At 43.2% G+C, this 17625-nt stretch carries 16 protein-coding genes; 9 read left to right on the top strand and 7 right to left on the bottom strand.

What is annotated here, in order from left to right:
- Positions 1-4: 4 nt before the first annotated feature.
- Positions 5-1054 (bottom strand): ABC transporter substrate-binding protein, encoded by a 1050-nt coding sequence (locus ACI2IW_RS01535; protein WP_404692415.1) that lies wholly within the window; start codon positions 1052-1054, stop codon positions 5-7.
- 604 nt (positions 1055-1658) lie between these two features.
- Here ACI2IW_RS01535 and ACI2IW_RS01530 point away from each other — a divergent pair.
- Complete coding sequence (locus tag ACI2IW_RS01530) at positions 1659-2060, top strand: hypothetical protein (protein ID WP_404692414.1); 402 nt, start codon at positions 1659-1661, stop codon at positions 2058-2060.
- 96 nt (positions 2061-2156) lie between these two features.
- Here ACI2IW_RS01530 and metG read toward each other — a convergent pair whose 3' ends face one another.
- Positions 2157-4253 (bottom strand): methionine--tRNA ligase, encoded by a 2097-nt coding sequence (gene metG / locus ACI2IW_RS01525; protein ID WP_404692413.1) that lies wholly within the window; start codon positions 4251-4253, stop codon positions 2157-2159.
- 376 nt (positions 4254-4629) lie between these two features.
- Entirely contained in the window at positions 4630-6045 is a 1416-nt protein-coding gene (locus ACI2IW_RS01520; RefSeq protein ID WP_404692412.1) for a GntP family permease, read from the bottom strand.
- Between the two features lie 376 nt (positions 6046-6421).
- Between ACI2IW_RS01520 and ACI2IW_RS01515 the strand changes: the two genes are divergently transcribed.
- From ACI2IW_RS01515 to dcd, 8 genes are all read left to right on the top strand, one after another.
- Positions 6422-7762, top strand: coding sequence for a short-chain fatty acid transporter (locus ACI2IW_RS01515; RefSeq protein WP_404692411.1), 1341 nt, complete (start codon positions 6422-6424; stop codon positions 7760-7762).
- Between the two features lie 255 nt (positions 7763-8017).
- Positions 8018-8731: a CoA transferase subunit A gene (locus ACI2IW_RS01510; protein ID WP_057759287.1), complete on the top strand. Its 714-nt coding sequence runs from the start codon at positions 8018-8020 to the stop codon at positions 8729-8731.
- Positions 8732-8872: 141 nt separating this feature from the next.
- Positions 8873-9502: a 3-oxoacid CoA-transferase subunit B gene (locus ACI2IW_RS01505; protein ID WP_179798779.1), complete on the top strand. Its 630-nt coding sequence runs from the start codon at positions 8873-8875 to the stop codon at positions 9500-9502.
- A 42-nt stretch (positions 9503-9544) separates the two neighbouring features.
- A complete protein-coding gene (locus ACI2IW_RS01500) occupies positions 9545-10345 on the top strand; it encodes a 3-hydroxybutyrate dehydrogenase (RefSeq protein ID WP_101204306.1) in 801 nt (266 codons plus the stop codon).
- Between the two features lie 196 nt (positions 10346-10541).
- The gene (apbC, locus tag ACI2IW_RS01495; RefSeq protein ID WP_404692410.1) at positions 10542-11777 is read left to right on the top strand and encodes an iron-sulfur cluster carrier protein ApbC; all 1236 of its coding nucleotides are present in this window, start codon (positions 10542-10544) and stop codon (positions 11775-11777) included.
- Between the two features lie 64 nt (positions 11778-11841).
- Entirely contained in the window at positions 11842-12279 is a 438-nt protein-coding gene (locus tag ACI2IW_RS01490; RefSeq protein WP_404692409.1) for a hypothetical protein, read from the top strand.
- Between the two features lie 12 nt (positions 12280-12291).
- Positions 12292-13452 carry a DUF2804 domain-containing protein gene (locus ACI2IW_RS01485; protein WP_404692408.1) on the top strand — a complete coding sequence of 387 codons (1161 nt, stop codon included), beginning with the start codon at positions 12292-12294 and terminating at the stop codon, positions 13450-13452.
- A 128-nt stretch (positions 13453-13580) separates the two neighbouring features.
- On the top strand, positions 13581-14156 hold the full coding sequence (dcd, locus tag ACI2IW_RS01480) for a dCTP deaminase (protein WP_404692407.1): 576 nt from the start codon (positions 13581-13583) through the stop codon (positions 14154-14156).
- A gap of 149 nt (positions 14157-14305) precedes the next feature.
- On the opposite strand, the gene ACI2IW_RS01475 is transcribed toward dcd, so the two are convergent.
- From ACI2IW_RS01475 to ACI2IW_RS01460, 4 genes are all read right to left on the bottom strand, one after another.
- Positions 14306-14743 (bottom strand): ClpXP protease specificity-enhancing factor, encoded by a 438-nt coding sequence (locus ACI2IW_RS01475; RefSeq protein ID WP_102078541.1) that lies wholly within the window; start codon positions 14741-14743, stop codon positions 14306-14308.
- Positions 14744-14875: 132 nt separating this feature from the next.
- Complete coding sequence (locus tag ACI2IW_RS01470) at positions 14876-15490, bottom strand: glutathione S-transferase N-terminal domain-containing protein (protein ID WP_057759299.1); 615 nt, start codon at positions 15488-15490, stop codon at positions 14876-14878.
- A gap of 195 nt (positions 15491-15685) precedes the next feature.
- The gene (locus ACI2IW_RS01465; protein ID WP_201579094.1) at positions 15686-16402 is read right to left on the bottom strand and encodes a cytochrome c1; all 717 of its coding nucleotides are present in this window, start codon (positions 16400-16402) and stop codon (positions 15686-15688) included.
- Entirely contained in the window at positions 16402-17622 is a 1221-nt protein-coding gene (locus ACI2IW_RS01460; protein ID WP_371531454.1) for a cytochrome bc complex cytochrome b subunit, read from the bottom strand. Before ACI2IW_RS01460 ends, ACI2IW_RS01465 begins: the two co-directional genes overlap by 1 nt.
- Positions 17623-17625: the final 3 nt, after the last annotated feature.

The raw sequence follows: 17625 nt of genomic DNA, 5'->3' as shown, positions 1-17625 counted from the left end.
CTTTTTATTTGGTTTCGGCATCAATATCAACATTGATAGCGTTTTTTAGTAACTCTGCTGGCAAACTGACACCTTGTGTTTTGGCATGCTTAGGACTGACATATAAGGTCAGATCATTCATGACCTCAGGTTTGATGGTGTTAACCGCTTCGCCATTTAACACGCGATATACCATCTTGCCAGTAGTACGACCAAAATCATAGTCATTAACACCAAGCGCAGCAGTCGCGCCGCGTTTTACACTGAATTCATCAGACGCGACAATCGGTAACTTGAGCTCATTTGCTGCTTGGGTCATGGCCTCAAAGGCAGAGGCAACATTGTTGTCAAATGAGGTATAGATGATATCTGCACGTCCTTGCAAACTGCGTGTCGCCATACCGATATCCGTTGGACGATTGGCAGGAATGTCTAATAGTGACAGACCTCGTGCTGGCAGAGCTTGTTTTAGGTTTTCACGCAATGACACTGAGTTTGCCTCACCTGGGCTATAGACATAACCGATGGTCTTTAAGTCAGGCTTTATCTGCTGTAACAAATCCAATTGCGGCTCTAATGGCAGCTGGCTTGATAGTCCAGTCAAATTGCTTTGAAAAGGCTTGCCATCTGCCGTGATGAGTTTGGCACCTAGCGGATCTGATACAGCGGTGTAAATAATAGGGATAGTGGTGGTCGCGGCTACCACTGACTGCGCAGAAGGTGTTGAGATTGCTACGATCGCATCAGGATTGTCTCCTGCAAATTGCTTGGCAATCTGTCCTGCAGTCGCTGTGTTTCCTTGCGCACTTTGAAAGTTAACAGTTAGGTTTTGACCTTCGACATAACCGTTATCAGCCAACTCATCAATAATACCACGGCGCATATCATCTAATGATGGATGCTCAACGATTTGAGTAATGGCAATAGATTTGGCAGGTTTGTCTGTAGCCGTGCTATTTTCAGCAGTCGCTGCGGTCTCAGTAGAGGAGTTTGAGCAGCCGATTAGTCCAAGTGTGCTAATGGCACTAAGAGCAACGCCATATAGGCTTAAGCGTAGAGTAGAAGCGATAGTCATTATTAGGTTAACTCATAGGTTATATCAATCGCGAAAACCAAGTAGATACCGCCAGACTGACTAAGCCTACTAACTTATATAGTAGTGATTTTGCTCATCTGTCTGGTGTACTTTGGTCTTTTGCCATGATATTGAAGAATGCAGATTAGCCAAGTCAATGCTATGTTGATGCTGAGATAGCAGGCTAACAATTAAATAAAGTAATCGTTCCATCGATTATTATGTTCATATTATGACAGTAATGTAAGTTATCGCAATAAGAAATTAATGTGTAGCGGTCATGGTGATGGATAATAAAAAAATCATCACTTCTTTTTATCTTATTAAGACGCGTGATGTATTGAAGCTCTTATGTAGATCTAAATATAACAGATGCCGCTAGGGTACTTTTGTTTGCTCAAACTATATGCAAAAGGCTTACATCCTAGCAACGCATCTATTACGTACTCACTTCATAATTAACGTAAGCTAATTTTCATACGAGAAATGTGATGGGTCTAAGGATAATCCAGTCATTTTGGTGACATTGTGCTGCCATAGTGGATATGAAATAGACGATATTATTTATCTAACTTTTTCGAATGACTATTTTAAGGATAATATTATGAACACTGCTAATCTTAAATTATTAACCATCGCTGGTATCACTGCTACTTCTTTGATTGGACTGCCTGCTATGGCAAAAGATGGTCATGGAAACGGGCACGGTAATGGACATGGTAATAGCAAAGGTAACTCTGCCCATGTCAGTAAAAACTATAAGCATAATGGCAACGCCCACCCAAGTATCAACGCTTATCGCAATGCTAGCCCGGATGCCTCATTTAAGCGTGATCTTGATAGATACGGTTATAGAGTAGTCGGTAAGATTGATAGAAGGGATTATGACCGCTCTGTCGTTTTAGACCGTTATGATGATCGTTACGTTCGTATTCGTACGCCAGAAAATAACATTGTGACGGTGATTAATGATACGTTGCAGATCATCGATATTTTGAGCAGATAAGTATCAGGTTTGGTTTTTAGTAATTTGCTAAATCAGCCATAAAAAAAGATGCCACTTAGAGCATCTTTTTTTATTTCTTAATCCTAAAAATAACCGTTAAGCCAATACATCACCAACAACACAAGCATCAGGTAAGGTAACGACGGTTAAGCCTGTCTTTGGCTCGCCAGTTGACAATACCATGCCTTCTGATACGCCAAATTTCATTTTACGCGGGGCAAGGTTGGTCACGCAAATGACTTTCTTACCCGTCAGTTGCTCAGGCTCATAGAACTTACGAATACCGCTAAACACGTTACGTGGCTTGTCTTCGCCGACATCTAGGGTGAACTGTAGTAATTTGTCTGCGCCTTCTACATGGTTACACTCTAAAACGTGTGCGACTTTCATCTCAACTTTAGCAAAGTCTTCAATACCAATGTAGTCCGTTTGCTCATCATCTGTATTCATCTCTGCTGACGCTTCATTTTTAGCAGCAGATTTACTGTCTGTAGTCGCGGCAGGTGCATCGGCTTGAGCCAATGACGCTTTGGAGTCTTCTACCATGGCTTCGATATCTTTTTCTTCGATACGCTGCATCAGTGGTTTGAATTTGTTGATTTTATGACCTAGTAACCACTCATTACGACTGGCAAAGCTTAAATCATCAAGATTTAAGAACGCTTTAGCATTATTAGTTAGCTCAGGCAATACTGGTGCTAGATAGACCATCAATTGACGGAAGATGTTGATAGCGACCGAGCAGACGTCTTGAACTTCTTGCTCAGTACCTTCCAACTTCGCTAATGACCATGGTTTTTTGGCATCGATATATTCGTTGGCTTTGTCCGCACATTGCATGATTAGGCGCATGGCACGTGAGAATTCACGATTCTCATAAGCAGCAGCAATCTCATCGCCCGTTTTGGTGATGTCTTCTAACAGCTCTGACTCGACGCAAACTTCTGACAGCATGCCGTCGTACTTCTTAACCAAGAACCCTGCACTACGACTGGCGATATTGACGACTTTACCAACCAAGTCAGAGTTTACCTTCTGCATAAAGTCTTCTAAATCTAAGTTGATGTCTTCAACTTTATCAGACAGTTTACTGGCGAAATAATAACGCAGGTATTCAGGATGCAAGTGCTCAGCGTAAGTTTCGGCCTTGATGAAAGTACCGCGTGACTTACTCATTTTTTCGCCATTGACCATTAAGAAACCATGGGCAAAGACGCCAGTCGGCGTGCGTAACTCACTACCAGCTAGCATGGCTGGCCAAAACAAGGCATGGAAGTAAACGATGTCTTTACCGATAAAGTGATAAACCTCGGTTTTGTGCTCGTTTTCTTGTGCCCAGTAGCGGTCAAAATCAAGTGCTTGGTCTGTCCCTGCACGCTTATCACATAGGTTTTTAAAGCTTGCCATGTAGCCGACTGGCGCATCTAGCCAGACATAAAAGTATTTATCTGGCTCATCGCTTGGGGTATCTGGAATTTGGAAGCCGAAGTAGGGCGCATCGCGTGAGATATCCCAGCTGGCAAGTCCTGCCTCAAACCATTCTTGAAGTTTGTTGGCGACTGACGTTTGCAAGCGGTTGTCATTGCGTGTCCAATCCTGTAAGAACTGCTCAAACTCTGGCAAATCAAAGAAATAATGCTTGGATGTTTTAAGTACTGGCGTTGCATTAGACAATGTTGAATGCGGATCTTTTAGATCTGTTGCATCGTAAGTGGTGCCACATACTTCGCAGTTATCGCCGTACTGGTCTGGTGAATCACACTCTGGACAAGTACCTTTGACAAAGCGATCAGCTAGAAATAATTGCTTTTCAGGATCAAATAGTTGCTCGACATCCTTTGTGCTGATATGACCAGCATCATTGAGACGACGATAAATCAGCTCAGAGAACTGTTTGTTTTCTTCTGAATGCGTGCTGTGGTAGTTATCAAAGTTGATAAGGAACTTTGAAAAATCCGCTTCATGTGAGGCTTTAACTGAGGCAATTTGTTCCTCTGGCGTTACGCCATTGGCCTCTGCTTTGAGCATGATTGCCGTACCGTGTGCATCATCCGCGCAGACATAGGTGACCTGATGGCCTTGCGCTTTCATCGCACGTACCCAAATGTCAGTCTGAATATATTCTACAAGATGCCCCAAATGGATATAGCCATTGGCGTAGGGCAGCGCACTGGTTACTAGAATCTCACGCACAAAATCACCTATATTTTTATATAAACGGGTTAGTTATCGAACATCTTAAGCGGTTCATCGCTCATCGATGCGACATCGTTAATGCTAAAAACTTCTAAAAATAATAAAAATTCAAAAAGTGCGCCTATGATACCGTAATTCAGATAATTTTGTGATATTCCTTGGTAATTACTTCTCATTTGGCAAGCACTTATTAACCATAAACAATAGCCTTGCATCGTATTTGATAGTTATAGAATAGTTATCAATCAGCCAGAAAAAAACCCACTGAGCAATCGCTAAGTGGGTTTTTTATTTATCCATTATTTGCTTAGATACCAGTGATACCAGTAGTTAGTCATAATAAATGGCTAAATGGCTAAATGGCTAAGCTAGCTTAGAATGAACCGAACATCGTACCTAAGATAATAACAGCGACCACAGCGACCAATGGAATGACCATTGTAACCATTGCCAAGTTTAAATAAGACTGTTTGTGGGTCAGACCACAAATCGCTAGCAAGGTGATGACAGCGCCACTGTGCGGAAGCGTATCTAGACCACCTGCCGCCATAACGGCTACGCGGTGCATCAACTCAGGGTCGATACCGGCATTGACCGCCATTCTTAGATAGTCTTCGCCTAATGTCGACAGCGCAATACTTAAACCACCAGACGATGAACCTGTAATACCGGCAAGCGTAGTCATCGCGACTGCTTCTGAGATCAGAGGGTTGTCAGGATTTAGGTTTAGAATGCTATCACGAATGATAAGGAAGCCTGCGAGCGACGCGATAACTGCACCGTAACCCACTTCTGATGCCGTGTTAAAAATAGGCAACATCGAATCATAAGTACCACGGTTAATGGTTTTTTGTAAATTATTCCAATGTCCGATGCGGAGCAGAATTAATACTACACAAGCCACGACCAACGAGATAATAATTGACCACAACCCAAGCGAGCCTGCGACATTTAAATCTGGAAACTGAGTTTGTAGACTACTGAAGTCTATCGATGGGAATACCACATAGGTCAATATAGCGTTCAAACCAATGACCAATACCAGCGGAATCATCGCAATGGTAAAAGAAGTGTGATGAGTGTTTAATACCTCAGCTTCTTTTGCCGCCGCACCAATGCTACCTGTATCCTCTTCATCATGCTGACCATAACCTTCGCCCGCTGCATTGGCTTTTCTGGCACGCGTTTGTAGCCACATCCAACCACAAACAAACATGATCGTACCACCGATGATGCCCAAAATAGGGGCGGCAAATACGTTAGTGTTGTAATAAGGAATTGGAATAGCGTTCTGAATAGCTGGCGTACCTGGCAATGCGGTCATCGTAAACGTAAATGACCCTAGGGCAATCGCTGCTGGAATCAAACGTTTTGGGATATCTGCCGCTTTAAACAAGTCCTTAGCGATTGGATAGATAGCAAAAGCCACAACGAACAACGATACGCCGCCATAGGTCAAAATAGCACAGACCAAAATCACCGCAAGGATGGCCTTGCTAGCACCGAGCTTTTCGACGACCGTATTGGCAATGGCGGTTGCTGCGCCAGAGTCTGCCATTAGGCGGCCAAATAGTGCCCCTAGCAAGAATATAGGAAAAAACTTAAGCAAGAATCCACTTAACGCGCCCATAAAAACATCGGTATAAGCGGGGATGGTGTTTAAGAAGTCACTTGATAGTAAGACTGCCAGCGTCGCCATAATCGGTGCTAGGATCAGCACAGAATAACCGCGATAAGCAAAAAACATGAGTAATAATAGGGTGATGACAATCGCAAATGTACTAAACATGATAGCCCTCCTTGGCAAAATTAAGACAGCGAGTATGTCGCGCTTATCGATATAGGTCAATAAAATTAATCAAAAAACCTTATTTTTTATATTTTATTAAACATAAATCCAATTGCGATATTATTGAAGGATAAGGAATACTTTGTTGACTCGCGTGCTCTTGGGTTATTTTCTAATCACTACGAAAATAATATGTTAAGTTATCACAACTGTTTCACGCATGATATAGCGAGATAAAATGTATTGTTATGGATAATAATGTAAAATATAATGCGTGCCATTTATCAGGTAGAGTATGCAGTCGTCGCTCTCAAGTCTGATAAAGCTCTAATAATAACTCTTAAAACCAAACATCAAATTTACAAGGAATGTGAATATGTTTAGTGCCATCACTAATGCGAGCGTACAGTTAGTCAACCGCTATCTACCATCCCCATTCGTGTTTTCGATCGTATTGACCCTCATTGCATTTGCTGTAGGACTGGCAATTACTGGCCAAGATATGATTGCGATGGCAGGGCATTGGGGCAATGGACTGTGGTCACTGCATAGCTTTGCCATGCAAATGGCATTGGTTTTAGTGACAGGCTATGCCTTTGCCAGTGCGCCATTCATTCAACGCTTATTGGACAATCTGGCTAGTCGTGTTCACTCTCCTACGACCGCCATTATCGTATCGACCTTGGTGGGATTGGTTGGTTCATGGATAAACTGGGGTTTCGGTCTGATCATCGGGGCTATCTTTGCCAAAGCCTTGGCAAAAAAAGTGGCCAACGTCGACTATCCGCTATTGGTCGCTGCCGCGTATTCAGGTTTCGTGATTTGGCATGGCGGTTTTTCAGGTTCGATACCGCTGACACTTAGCTCGGGCGGTGATACGCTACTGACGCTGTCAGGCAATACCATGACCGAAGCAGTACCTTTATCGCAGACGGTATTTGCAGGCTACAACATGCTGCTAGTAGGTTTACTTATCATTATTTTGCCTCTGCTAAATCGCTTTATGCATCCTAAAAACCCTACGGTTATTGATCCCAAGCTGATCAAAGAAGAGGTCTACGTCGCGCCCCAAAGAGACACGCCTGCACAAAAGCTAGATGATAGCCGTATTATTGCTGTCATCTTATTGGCCTTAGCACTGATGTACTATATCAGTGAGTTTGGTAGTAACGGTTTTAACCTAGGGCTAAATATCGTCATTGGGCTATTCCTATTTATAGGTTTGCTATCGCATGGCACGTTAGAGCGTTATTATCGTGCCGTACACTCGGGGATAGGTGGCATCACGGGTATTGTGCTATTGTTCCCGTTCTACGGTGGCATCATGGGCATTATGACGGGAGCAAATGCGGATGGTATCTCTATCAGTACGCAAGTGACCGAATTTTTTGTCAATTCTGCTTCCGCAGACAGCTTTCCGATTTTTGCATTTTTAAGTGCTGGCTTGGTCAACGTCTTTGTACCATCGGGCGGTGGACAGTTTGCGGTACAAGGCCCTGTTATGATTCCTGCTGGTATCGAACTGGGTGTTAGTCCAGCCATTACTGCAATGGCGATTGCATGGGGTGACGCATGGACCAACATGATTCAGCCGTTTTGGGCTTTGCCATTATTGGGTATCGCAGGTTTGGATGCGCGAGCCATTATGGGATATTGCCTGATCGTACTGGCAGTATCGGGTGCTATTATCATGAGCGTGTTTTGGCTATTGGTATAGTCATTTCACTATAAAAGTATTACTGCGTTCACCTCGCTTGAAGTATTTAATATACATCTACACTCGGTTGCCTTGTACTATTTTTAAATTGAATCGACTATACAAGGTTATAACGCGCAAAAGAAAAATAAGCATGATGAGTTTTCGTTGTTAGGTTTTATTAAAAGCAACAATCAAACGGATAATTGAGACACTTAATTCAGCATTAGTTTATGCACGGATTAAAAATATAAATAACAGTCATAGGAGACAAGCATGAGTCAATCAAAAGTATATAACAGTGCCGAAGAAGCGCTAAAAGGTGTCGTTAGTGACGGGCAAACGCTCGCGATCGGTGGCTTCGGTCTATGCGGTATTCCAGAAGCATTAATCGAAGCGCTGCGTGATAGCAAAGTTAAAGAGCTGACTTGTATCAGTAATAACGCTGGTGTCGATGACTTCGGTCTTGGTCTGCTACTACAGACACGTCAAATCAAAAAAATGATTTCGTCATATGTGGGCGAAAATAAAGAGTTTGAGCGCCAGTACTTGGCAGGCGAGCTAGAGGTTGAATTGACGCCGCAAGGTACATTGGCTGAAAAATTACGCTCAGGCGGCGCTGGTATTCCTGCGTTTTATACTGCAACAGGCGTAGGTACATTAGTCGCTGAAGGTAAAGAGACGCGTGATTTTGATGGGCGTACTTATGTGTTGGAGCATTCCTTACGCGCTGATGTCGCTCTAATTAAAGCGCAAAAGGCTGATAAAGCGGGCAATTTAATCTTTAACAAAACCGCTCGTAACTTCAACCCAGACTGCGCGATGGCGGGTAAAATCACAATTGTTGAAGTAGAAGAAATCGTTGAGACAGGTACGTTTGATCCAGACGAAGTGCATCTACCGGGTATTTTCGTTCAACGTATTGTGCTGAATGCTAGCCCTGAAAAACGTATCGAAAAGACCACGACTAAAGCTGTAGAAGGCGCGTAAATAAAAACGTGGTCGACGCTTAATCGTATGTGACATTAACAGTCAATTTTAGATGGATAATAGTTTAGACAGCCAATTGATTAGATAACTGGCTGTCTAAATGAATAAAAATAGAATATCGTAAAAAATAAGGAAATCAGCATGGCATGGACAAGAGAACAAATGGCGCAGCGCGCGGCAAAAGAGCTACAAGACGGCTATTACGTCAACTTGGGCATTGGTCTACCAACGCTAGTCGCTAACTATATTCCTGAAGGCGTAGACGTATGGCTACAATCAGAGAATGGCTTGTTGGGTATTGGTGAGTTCCCTACAGCAGATGCCGTCGATGCAGACTTGATTAATGCGGGCAAGCAAACCGTGACTGCAGAAGCAGGGGCTAGTTATTTTAGTAGTTCAGAGTCCTTTTCGATGATTCGCGGCGGTCATGTCAACTTGGCGATATTGGGCGCGATGGAAGTCTCAGAAAAAGGTGACCTTGCTAACTGGATGATTCCCAAAAAAATGGTCAAAGGTATGGGCGGTGCGATGGATTTGGTCGCAGGCGTACAGCGCGTGATTGTATTGATGGAACAGGTCAATAAGCATGGCGATCCAAAAATCTTAGCCAACTGTGAGCTACCATTGACGGGCAAAGGCGTGGTTGATCGTATCATTACTGAGCTTGCCGTATTAGATGTTACTGACAGTGGCCTAAAATTGGTTGAATTAGCAGATGGTGTTAGCTTTGACGAGTTACAAGAAAAAACGCCAGTCAGTATTGCTCAATAGGATTTATCTTCTGATATTTATAGATCATAATAAGGAACCTATATGGCCACCCAATTACAGCAGGATTTGACAGGCAAAGTAGCATTGGTCACTGGCTCTGCAAGTGGTATCGGACGTGACATCGCTGAAACTTATGCAAAAGCAGGCGCAGCGGTTGGTATTGCTGATATTAATCTCGAAGCAGCACAAAAGACGGTTGATGCTATTGAAGCTGCTGGTGGACGTGCTCTGGCGATTGCTATGGATGTTACCTCAGAAGATGCGGTAAACGATGGTGTACAACAGCTAGTTGATACTTTTGGCAGTATTGATATTTTGGTTTCTAATGCTGGTATTCAGATCATCGACCCTATTGATAAAATGGCGTTTAGCGATTGGAAGAAAATGCTTAATATCCACTTAGATGGCGCTTTTTTGACCACTAAAGCCGCGATTAAGCACATGTATAAAGGCGATAAGGGCGGCACAGTTATTTATATGGGCTCTGCGCACTCGCATGAGGCCTCATTATACAAAGCCCCTTACGTGACTGCTAAGCATGGACTACTAGGACTGTGCCGTGTGTTAGCCAAAGAAGGTGCAGCGCATAAGGTACGTTCGCATGTGATTTGCCCAGGATTTGTCAAAACGCCATTGGTAGAAAAACAAATCCCAGAGCAAGCAGCTGAAAAGGGCATCAGTGAAGAGTCGGTTATTAACGATATTATGCTGGTCAATACCGTAGATAAAGAGTTTACGACAGTAGAAGATATTGCCCAATTGGCGCTATTTTTAGCGGCTTTCCCAACCAATGTATTCACTGGACAATCTATCGTTGCCAGTCATGGTTGGTTTATGAATTAATATATATGCCATTTGCATATACCACAGCGTCAGACCTACTGGCGTTGTGGTTTTTTTATGCGTCCAATTCAGCTACACTGTCACGATAGAAGGTTTGGCTAATATACTCATTAACGTTATCGGTTGTAATATGCGCAACGAGACGACTTGAGCGATTTGTCAGATCTACCCACTTGTATAGGCCATAATAGTAGCTATGTTTAACTTTATGAAGAAAAAAACCACAAAAACCGAAACGCCTCAGCAGCAGGCAGAGCGTGATAGTGCCGTCGACAAAGTCCTACTTGGATATGAGATAGGTGCCGTCAGTATTGCCACGATGGTCACAGGACTTGAGCGTGATGGCGAAGCACTTACGTTAGACCTGCGTTTGCCAAAAGATAGCAATCCTGAAGTTATCCAGCAGGAGCTTGGGCAGTTGCTACACCCGCATGGTATTACCACGATTCATATGAACGTGCGTCTGCCTGCGCCAGAAAAGGGTTCAGGTTCAAGCTTACCAAAGCAAATGCCAAAGACGACCAATGCGATGGATAGTCAGAGCAAGCCTGCCACTAATCCTGATAGTCATAGCTCTGACAATAGCAATAACGCTGAGCCACCGATTACTAAAGCGGCACCGACACAAGCATCGCTAGCAGCGCATCCGCGTATTCGCCATATTATCGTAGTGGCATCGGGTAAGGGCGGTGTTGGTAAATCGACAACGACGGTCAATATCGCCTTAGCACTACAAAAGCTTGGTAATCGCGTTGGGGTGCTAGATGCCGATATCTATGGTCCTAGTATGCCAACGATGCTAGGCGTTGCTGATGTGAAACCGCAATTAGAAAATGAGCAATTCGTGCCAGTTGATGCGCATGGTATGGCAATGCTCTCTATCGGTAGTTTGCTTGATGGAGATAATACTCCGGTTGCATGGCGTGGACCAAAAGCCACGGGTGCATTGATGCAGCTATATAATCAAACCAACTGGCCGCAGCTAGACTATCTAGTAATTGATATGCCGCCAGGTACGGGTGATATACAGCTGACATTGGCGCAGCGTATTCCAGTCACGGGTGCTGTTATTGTCACAACGCCGCAGCATGTTGCCTTGCTCGATGCGCAAAAAGGCGTTGAGATGTTTAACAAAACCAACATTCCTGTGCTTGGCGTGGTTGAAAACATGGCGCTACATACGTGTAGCAACTGTAACCACACCGAAGCGATCTTTGGTACGGGTGGCGGTGAGTTTATCGCTGAGCAGTATCAGGTACCGCTATTGGGTCAGCTACCACTTGCCAGTGGCATTCGTGCACAAGTGGATAAAGGTGTGCCAAGCGTCTTAGCTGATGATGAGTTTGCACAATATTACCTAGATATTGCCAAAAATATCGAAACCAACATCAATAAATTTGCAAAGCCTATCGATGACAAGCGGATTTTTTGATGGTGGAGAAGTAGCCTAAGCTGGCGACTTTTAAAGTGAATGTATTGTCTAAAAAGAGGATATCTTGAACTTATCTATTTATCAAAGCCATTTAGACAATACTCCCAAGCAGTATAGAGTCCTACGATTATTTCGCCCACCGATATACGTCATTGAACTCTCAAACAATCAGTTGAGTGCCGTTTGCTACTATAAAGATGGGAGTAGCAAACGTTATGAAATTCATGCTGATTTTAGCAATCGCCGTCTGCTATTTATAGACTTTTCTACTGCTACACAAGCGATAGTAGACTTACTATATAAATTTCCCAAACACTCTTATGGGGTCAGTGGTATTGCGGTAGTTAATGTGAGCGAAGAGCTATTGGATGGATTAACGCCTGTTGAAACTAGGATGATAATAGAATTGATTCATGTAGCCTCCAGTAAAGCAAGAAGAAGTATTCTATGTACTGAAGTTCGCTATCAAGGACAGATAGTACCTTTAGAAAAATTTGGCTAGGATGCCGATATCATGAATAAAAGCCACGACAAACTGTATACTGCCGCCAATTTAAAACTGGCAAATCTCGAATATCTTATCCAAAATGGTCAGCCTGTTTTTGGGGTTTTCTCCCAAGTCAAAAGTATCAACTACTTAGACTATTATAGTCATCTCATTTCACAAAAATCCTTACCTAACTGGCGTAAAGAACTAAAAGCCAACCAATTCTGCTTTATCCAAATCATTCAGCCGCCTTATCGAGTCTGTCTAGCATTGGCGACGATTAAGCTTGCGACTAGTGCTTTCGTTTACATTTATAATGAGGATACTCAGCAGCTGGAAGTCTGTGAGGCGCTACAGCCTTTGACGCATCATACGCACTTAGACGGTGATGGTTATCAAGGGCAGATGGCATTTACACATACAAAGCTCAGCGTCACCTTGGATTTTAGTCCTGCTCAGATGACTATTGCGCTCGACAGTCAGTATGTTGCAATAACAGCAGCGTTAGCACGAAGCGCACAACCGTTAGCCATATGTACGCCGACTGGTAGGCGTGGCTGGACGTTTACGCGAAAAGAGCCGTTGACCGCACTATCTGGGCATTTACTCATTAAAGCCAAGTCAAAGTTTCATACTGATGCTCCTGATGCTCAACCTCAAAAAATAACTTTCACCGATGCTACTATTGCCAATCTAGATTGGACGCTCGGCTATATGCGTCATGAGACCAATTGGTTTTGGAGCTGTATCACTAGCTATTTGTCAGATGGCCGTCGCTTTTTGCTCAATCTGTCTATGGGTGTCAATGAGACAGGAGCCAGTGAAAATGCTTGCTGGCTTGATGGGCAGATATTCTATTTACCACCCGTTATGTTTGCTCGTGAGGGTTCAAATATTCGATCAAGTCAGCCAGATAGTCTTGAGCCAAGTATAGAAAATGTAGAAACTGACGCTAGCATCTCAAAGCCATGGCGTATCTATCATCAAAATCTAGGGTGGAGCAATGTCGATATTGATTTGAGCTTCACACCGATTATCGTCTATAAAAAGACCGATAATTTTGGTGTGATAGCCAGTATCTTTGAGCAGTGGATAGGTTTTTATAGTGGTGAAATTCGAATAAGAGATGAAGTTATTAGGCTTGATAATGTCATGGGGCTCGCAGAAGATCATTTTGCCAAATGGTAGCTTCTAAGACATAACATGGGAATAAATGAGATTAATGGCTGTATTCAGTTTTAAGTAGCCGCTCCTCTATAAATTCAGCCACCAATTCCGTATAATCGTCGCTATTAAATATTTGCTAAGGAACAACAATGTCTATTAAGTCTGACCGCTGGATTCGTAAAATGGCCGAAGAGCACGGCATGATTGAACCGTATGAGCCAGGTCAAGTGCGCTTTAATGATGTAGGCGAGCGTTTGGTTAGCTACGGCACCTCAAGCTACGGTTATGATGTGCGCTGTGCTCCTGAATTTAAAGTTTTTACCAACGTACATTCAGTGGTCGTTGATCCTAAAAACTTCGATGATAAAAGCTTTATCGATATCGTTGGTGATGAGTGCATTATTCCACCTAATTCGTTTGCTTTAGCCCGTACTATGGAGTATTTCCGTATTCCGCGTGATGTATTGACTATCTGCCTAGGTAAGTCAACTTACGCGCGCTGCGGTATTATCGTCAACGTAACGCCGCTTGAGCCTGAGTGGGAAGGTCATGTTACTTTAGAGTTTAGTAATACGACCAACCTGCCAGCCCGTATCTATGCTGGTGAAGGCGTAGCGCAAATGCTGTTTTTCCAAAGCGATGCTGATGATGTCTGTGAGACCAGTTATAAAGATCGTGGTGGTAAATACCAAGGTCAGCGCGGCGTGACACTGCCAAGAACCTAATCAGTAGGCGTCCGTTTAAAAGCTTATCAGTTATAGAAAGTTAATAAGCCTTTAAATAGTTAATAAAAAAGCTAGTCATATTAAATATGGCTAGCTTTTTTATTGGGTTAAATAGAACTGTTCTAAGGTTCTATTTATTTTAAGAGTTTCTACTTTAAAACTTTTAAACCAGCTTTATTATCGCGCTTTGGTTTAGGTGCTTTAGCAGGGCTATTGTTAGACATTGGTGCTGAGTCGTCTTCTGGCTGATAGTTGTCATACTCTTTTGGATCAAAGAACATCCCTTGCGAGTTCTCTTTAGCGTAGATACCCATCACCGCAGTAAGTGGCACCCAGATTTCTTGTGATACACCACCGAAGCGCGCACTAAAATGAATATAGTCATTTTCCATACTCATGTTACCCGTAGCACGGCTGGCGATATTTAATACGATACGACCGTCTTGCACATGCTCGGTTGGTATTTGCACATTGTCAGCGGTAGCATCGACCATCAAGTATGGTGTCAGAGCGTTGTCTTCTATCCATTGATATAGTGCGCGTACCATATAAGGGCGGGTAGGTGTAATAGAGGTGGTTTCGCTCATCTAATGATTTCCTATACTAATAATTTTTAATAATGAAAAATATCTCGTTTAGCAATTTATCAAATGACAGATGCTAATTAACGTCTATCTTATTTATACTTTATTTTAGGACAGCTTTTGATACTTGTCTAATCAACGCACACTTTTTTGGAAGCTACTGCGCTCAAACACTCTCGTTTGGTATTCAAACAATGGACGGCTAATGGCACGTGGCAGCTCAATACCCATCTCGTCTAATCGCCATAATAGTGGTGCTAATAACACGTCACACCAACCAAACTCATCAGCCATAAAATAAGGCTTATGAGCGAACAGCGGTGACAGAGTAATTAATGAATCACTGAGCTGTTTTTTGGCAATGGCAGCTTGTGCTTTATTAAAACTGTCTGGATGCGTCAACAAGCGCTTACCAAGTACTAACCAATCACGCTGAATGCGCCAAGCCAGTTGGCGAAACTGTGCACGCTCTTGCGGTGTCTCAGGGAGCAGTTTATTTGTATGATAGCGCTCTTCAAGATATTCAAAAATGACGTTAATCTCATAAAGCGCAATCTCACGCTGCTGCAAAACAGGCAAGGTATGATAGGGGTTTAGCTCAGTCAAATCTTCAGGGCGCTCAGAATGTAAGCGAGACAAATAGTAAGCGAGCTTTTTTTCTTCAAGTAATAGGCGTACCACATGACTGTCGTAGCCGTCATCAGCATACAAAATTAGCTGACTACTTGGAATGTCATTCGCATCAATCATGAAAGCCTAATGTTAATAGTGAAGGTTGTCATCGTAAACAAACTCGCAACGTTTATCAAGGTAGAGTACGTAAACATTAGCGCTGAGCGACTTATTTTCCGGATTATCTAGTATTTACACTCTATATCAAGGCACAAAAAAGCACTACCGAAGTAGTGCCTTTTTTATTTCTAAAAACTAACTGCTGACTATGACTTATTTGACATCTTTCCAGAATTCTTTATTCAATAAGTAAACTGGGATGAGCAGTACTAATAAGAATAGAATTACAAAGAAACCAATTACTTGACGGTCGTGACGAGCAGGTTCACCCATCCACGCCATAAAGTTAACCAAGTCACCAACTTCAGATTCAAACTCTTCTTGGCTCAACTCTTCTTGCATGTTATGCAATACGTGAGGCATCGCTGCATTGGCCAGTACTAAGTTGTTTGCACCCCAAGGACGGCTTGGATCTTCATAGAACGACAGTAGGTAAGTATATACCCAGTCGTCGCCACGCAGACGTGTCTCAAGTGATAAATCAGGCGGCGCTGCGCCAAACCAAGATGCTTGAATCTCAGGATCGATCTCAGCAGTAATGTGGTCACCGATTTGATCGGTAGTAACCATCAAATACTTTTCAACCAACTCAGGCGGTATCTCTAAATCTTTCGCAATGCGTGAGTGACGAACATACTTAGCTGAGTGACATCCAGCACAGTAGTTCATAAAGATTTTTGCACCGTTTTGTAGCGAGCCCTTATTGGTAAAATCAATAGGGGCAGTACTACAAGCCAAATGCTCGTCAACGCCTTCAGCGTTGGTAAACGTACCACATCCACCACCACCAGCTGCCATTGCCGTACCAGCAGTCAACGTCAATGCCGCGCCTAAGCCTAGACCAGCTAGGGATTTAATTAGCGTGCTCATTAGTGACCTCCGGTAACGCGTTCTGGTGGCTGTTTACACTTCTCAATGGCAGTGTAGAACGGCATCAGTAAGAAGAACAAGAAATATAGAATCGTGAATACACGAGCCATGATAGTTGCCGTTGGGGTAGCAGGTGTCGCACCCAAGTAGCCCAATACAACAAAGCTAATAGCAAATACAGTAAGCGCGATTTTAGACAAGATACCTTTGTAACGCATAGAGCGTACAGGCGATCTATCAAGCCATGGAATCAAGAACAATACAGCAATTGCAGCACCCATTGCGATAACACCACCAAGCTTATCAGGAACAGCACGCAAGATAGCGTAGAAAGGCGTGTAGTACCATACTGGAGCAATATGCGCTGGTGTTTTCAGTGAGTTCGCTGTCTCAAAGTTTGGTGGCTCAAGGAAGAAACCGCCGCCTTCTGGGAAGAAGAATACCACTGCAAAGAAACAGATAAAGAATACTACGATACCAACCATGTCATGCACAGTGTAGTACGGATGGAATTCGATACCGTCTAAAGGCACACCATTTTTGTCTTTTAGCTTTTTGATGTCGATACCATCAGGGTTGTTGGAACCCACATGGTGCAACGCCACAATATGCATAAATACTAGGCCCACGAGTACTAATGGAATAGCAACAACGTGTAGAGCGAAGAAACGGTTTAGGGTAATACCAGAGATGATATAGTCACCACGTACCCATTCAGCAAGGCCATCACCAATAACAGGTAGCGCTGCAGGTAAGTTCAAGATAACCTGAGCACCCCAGAATGACATGTTGCCCCAAGGTAGTAGGTAACCGAAGAAACCTTCTGCCATAAGTGCTAGGTAGATACCCATACCGATGAGCCAAATAAGCTCACGAGGTTTTTGGTATGAACCGTATAACAAGGCTCTAAACATATGCAGGTATACAACGACGAAAAACGCAGATGCGCCGGTTGAGTGCATATAGCGAATGAGCCAACCACCTTTTACGTCACGCATGATGTATTCAACAGACGCAAATGCCCCTTCGGCACTTGGGTTGTACATCATCGTAAGCCATATACCAGTCACCAATTGGTTGACCAGTACAATCATTGATAGCACGCCAAAGAAGTACCAAAAGTTAAAGTTCTTTGGTGCGTAGTACTTTGACATATGGTATTCATAGGTTTCGGTCGCTGGAAAACGCGCGTCCACCCAATGCATTAACTTTTTACCCATACT

The sequence above is a fragment of the Psychrobacter sp. NPDC078501 genome (assembly GCF_044900935.1).
Classification (GTDB): Bacteria; Pseudomonadota; Gammaproteobacteria; order Pseudomonadales; family Moraxellaceae; genus Psychrobacter.
The sequence above is the reverse complement of the archived record's forward strand: the minus strand, read 5'-3'. Positions and strand labels throughout refer to the sequence as shown.

What these genes read in the sequence shown, in the direction of transcription:
- ACI2IW_RS01470 (WP_057759299.1), bottom strand. Translation starts at nt 15,490, where the DNA reads ATGATTGATGCGAATGACATTCCAAGTAGTCAGCTAATTTTGTATGCT.
- ACI2IW_RS01475 (WP_102078541.1), bottom strand. Translation starts at nt 14,743, where the DNA reads ATGAGCGAAACCACCTCTATTACACCTACCCGCCCTTATATGGTACGC.
- ACI2IW_RS01505 (WP_179798779.1), top strand. Translation starts at nt 8,873, where the DNA reads ATGGCATGGACAAGAGAACAAATGGCGCAGCGCGCGGCAAAAGAGCTA.
- ACI2IW_RS01460 (WP_371531454.1), bottom strand. Translation starts at nt 17,622, where the DNA reads ATGGGTAAAAAGTTAATGCATTGGGTGGACGCGCGTTTTCCAGCGACC.
- ACI2IW_RS01500 (WP_101204306.1), top strand. Translation starts at nt 9,545, where the DNA reads ATGGCCACCCAATTACAGCAGGATTTGACAGGCAAAGTAGCATTGGTC.
- dcd (WP_404692407.1), top strand. Translation starts at nt 13,581, where the DNA reads ATGTCTATTAAGTCTGACCGCTGGATTCGTAAAATGGCCGAAGAGCAC.
- ACI2IW_RS01515 (WP_404692411.1), top strand. Translation starts at nt 6,422, where the DNA reads ATGTTTAGTGCCATCACTAATGCGAGCGTACAGTTAGTCAACCGCTAT.
- ACI2IW_RS01520 (WP_404692412.1), bottom strand. Translation starts at nt 6,045, where the DNA reads ATGTTTAGTACATTTGCGATTGTCATCACCCTATTATTACTCATGTTT.
- ACI2IW_RS01485 (WP_404692408.1), top strand. Translation starts at nt 12,292, where the DNA reads ATGAATAAAAGCCACGACAAACTGTATACTGCCGCCAATTTAAAACTG.
- ACI2IW_RS01535 (WP_404692415.1), bottom strand. Translation starts at nt 1,054, where the DNA reads ATGACTATCGCTTCTACTCTACGCTTAAGCCTATATGGCGTTGCTCTT.
- apbC (WP_404692410.1), top strand. Translation starts at nt 10,542, where the DNA reads ATGTTTAACTTTATGAAGAAAAAAACCACAAAAACCGAAACGCCTCAG.
- ACI2IW_RS01465 (WP_201579094.1), bottom strand. Translation starts at nt 16,402, where the DNA reads ATGAGCACGCTAATTAAATCCCTAGCTGGTCTAGGCTTAGGCGCGGCA.
- ACI2IW_RS01510 (WP_057759287.1), top strand. Translation starts at nt 8,018, where the DNA reads ATGAGTCAATCAAAAGTATATAACAGTGCCGAAGAAGCGCTAAAAGGT.
- ACI2IW_RS01530 (WP_404692414.1), top strand. Translation starts at nt 1,659, where the DNA reads ATGAACACTGCTAATCTTAAATTATTAACCATCGCTGGTATCACTGCT.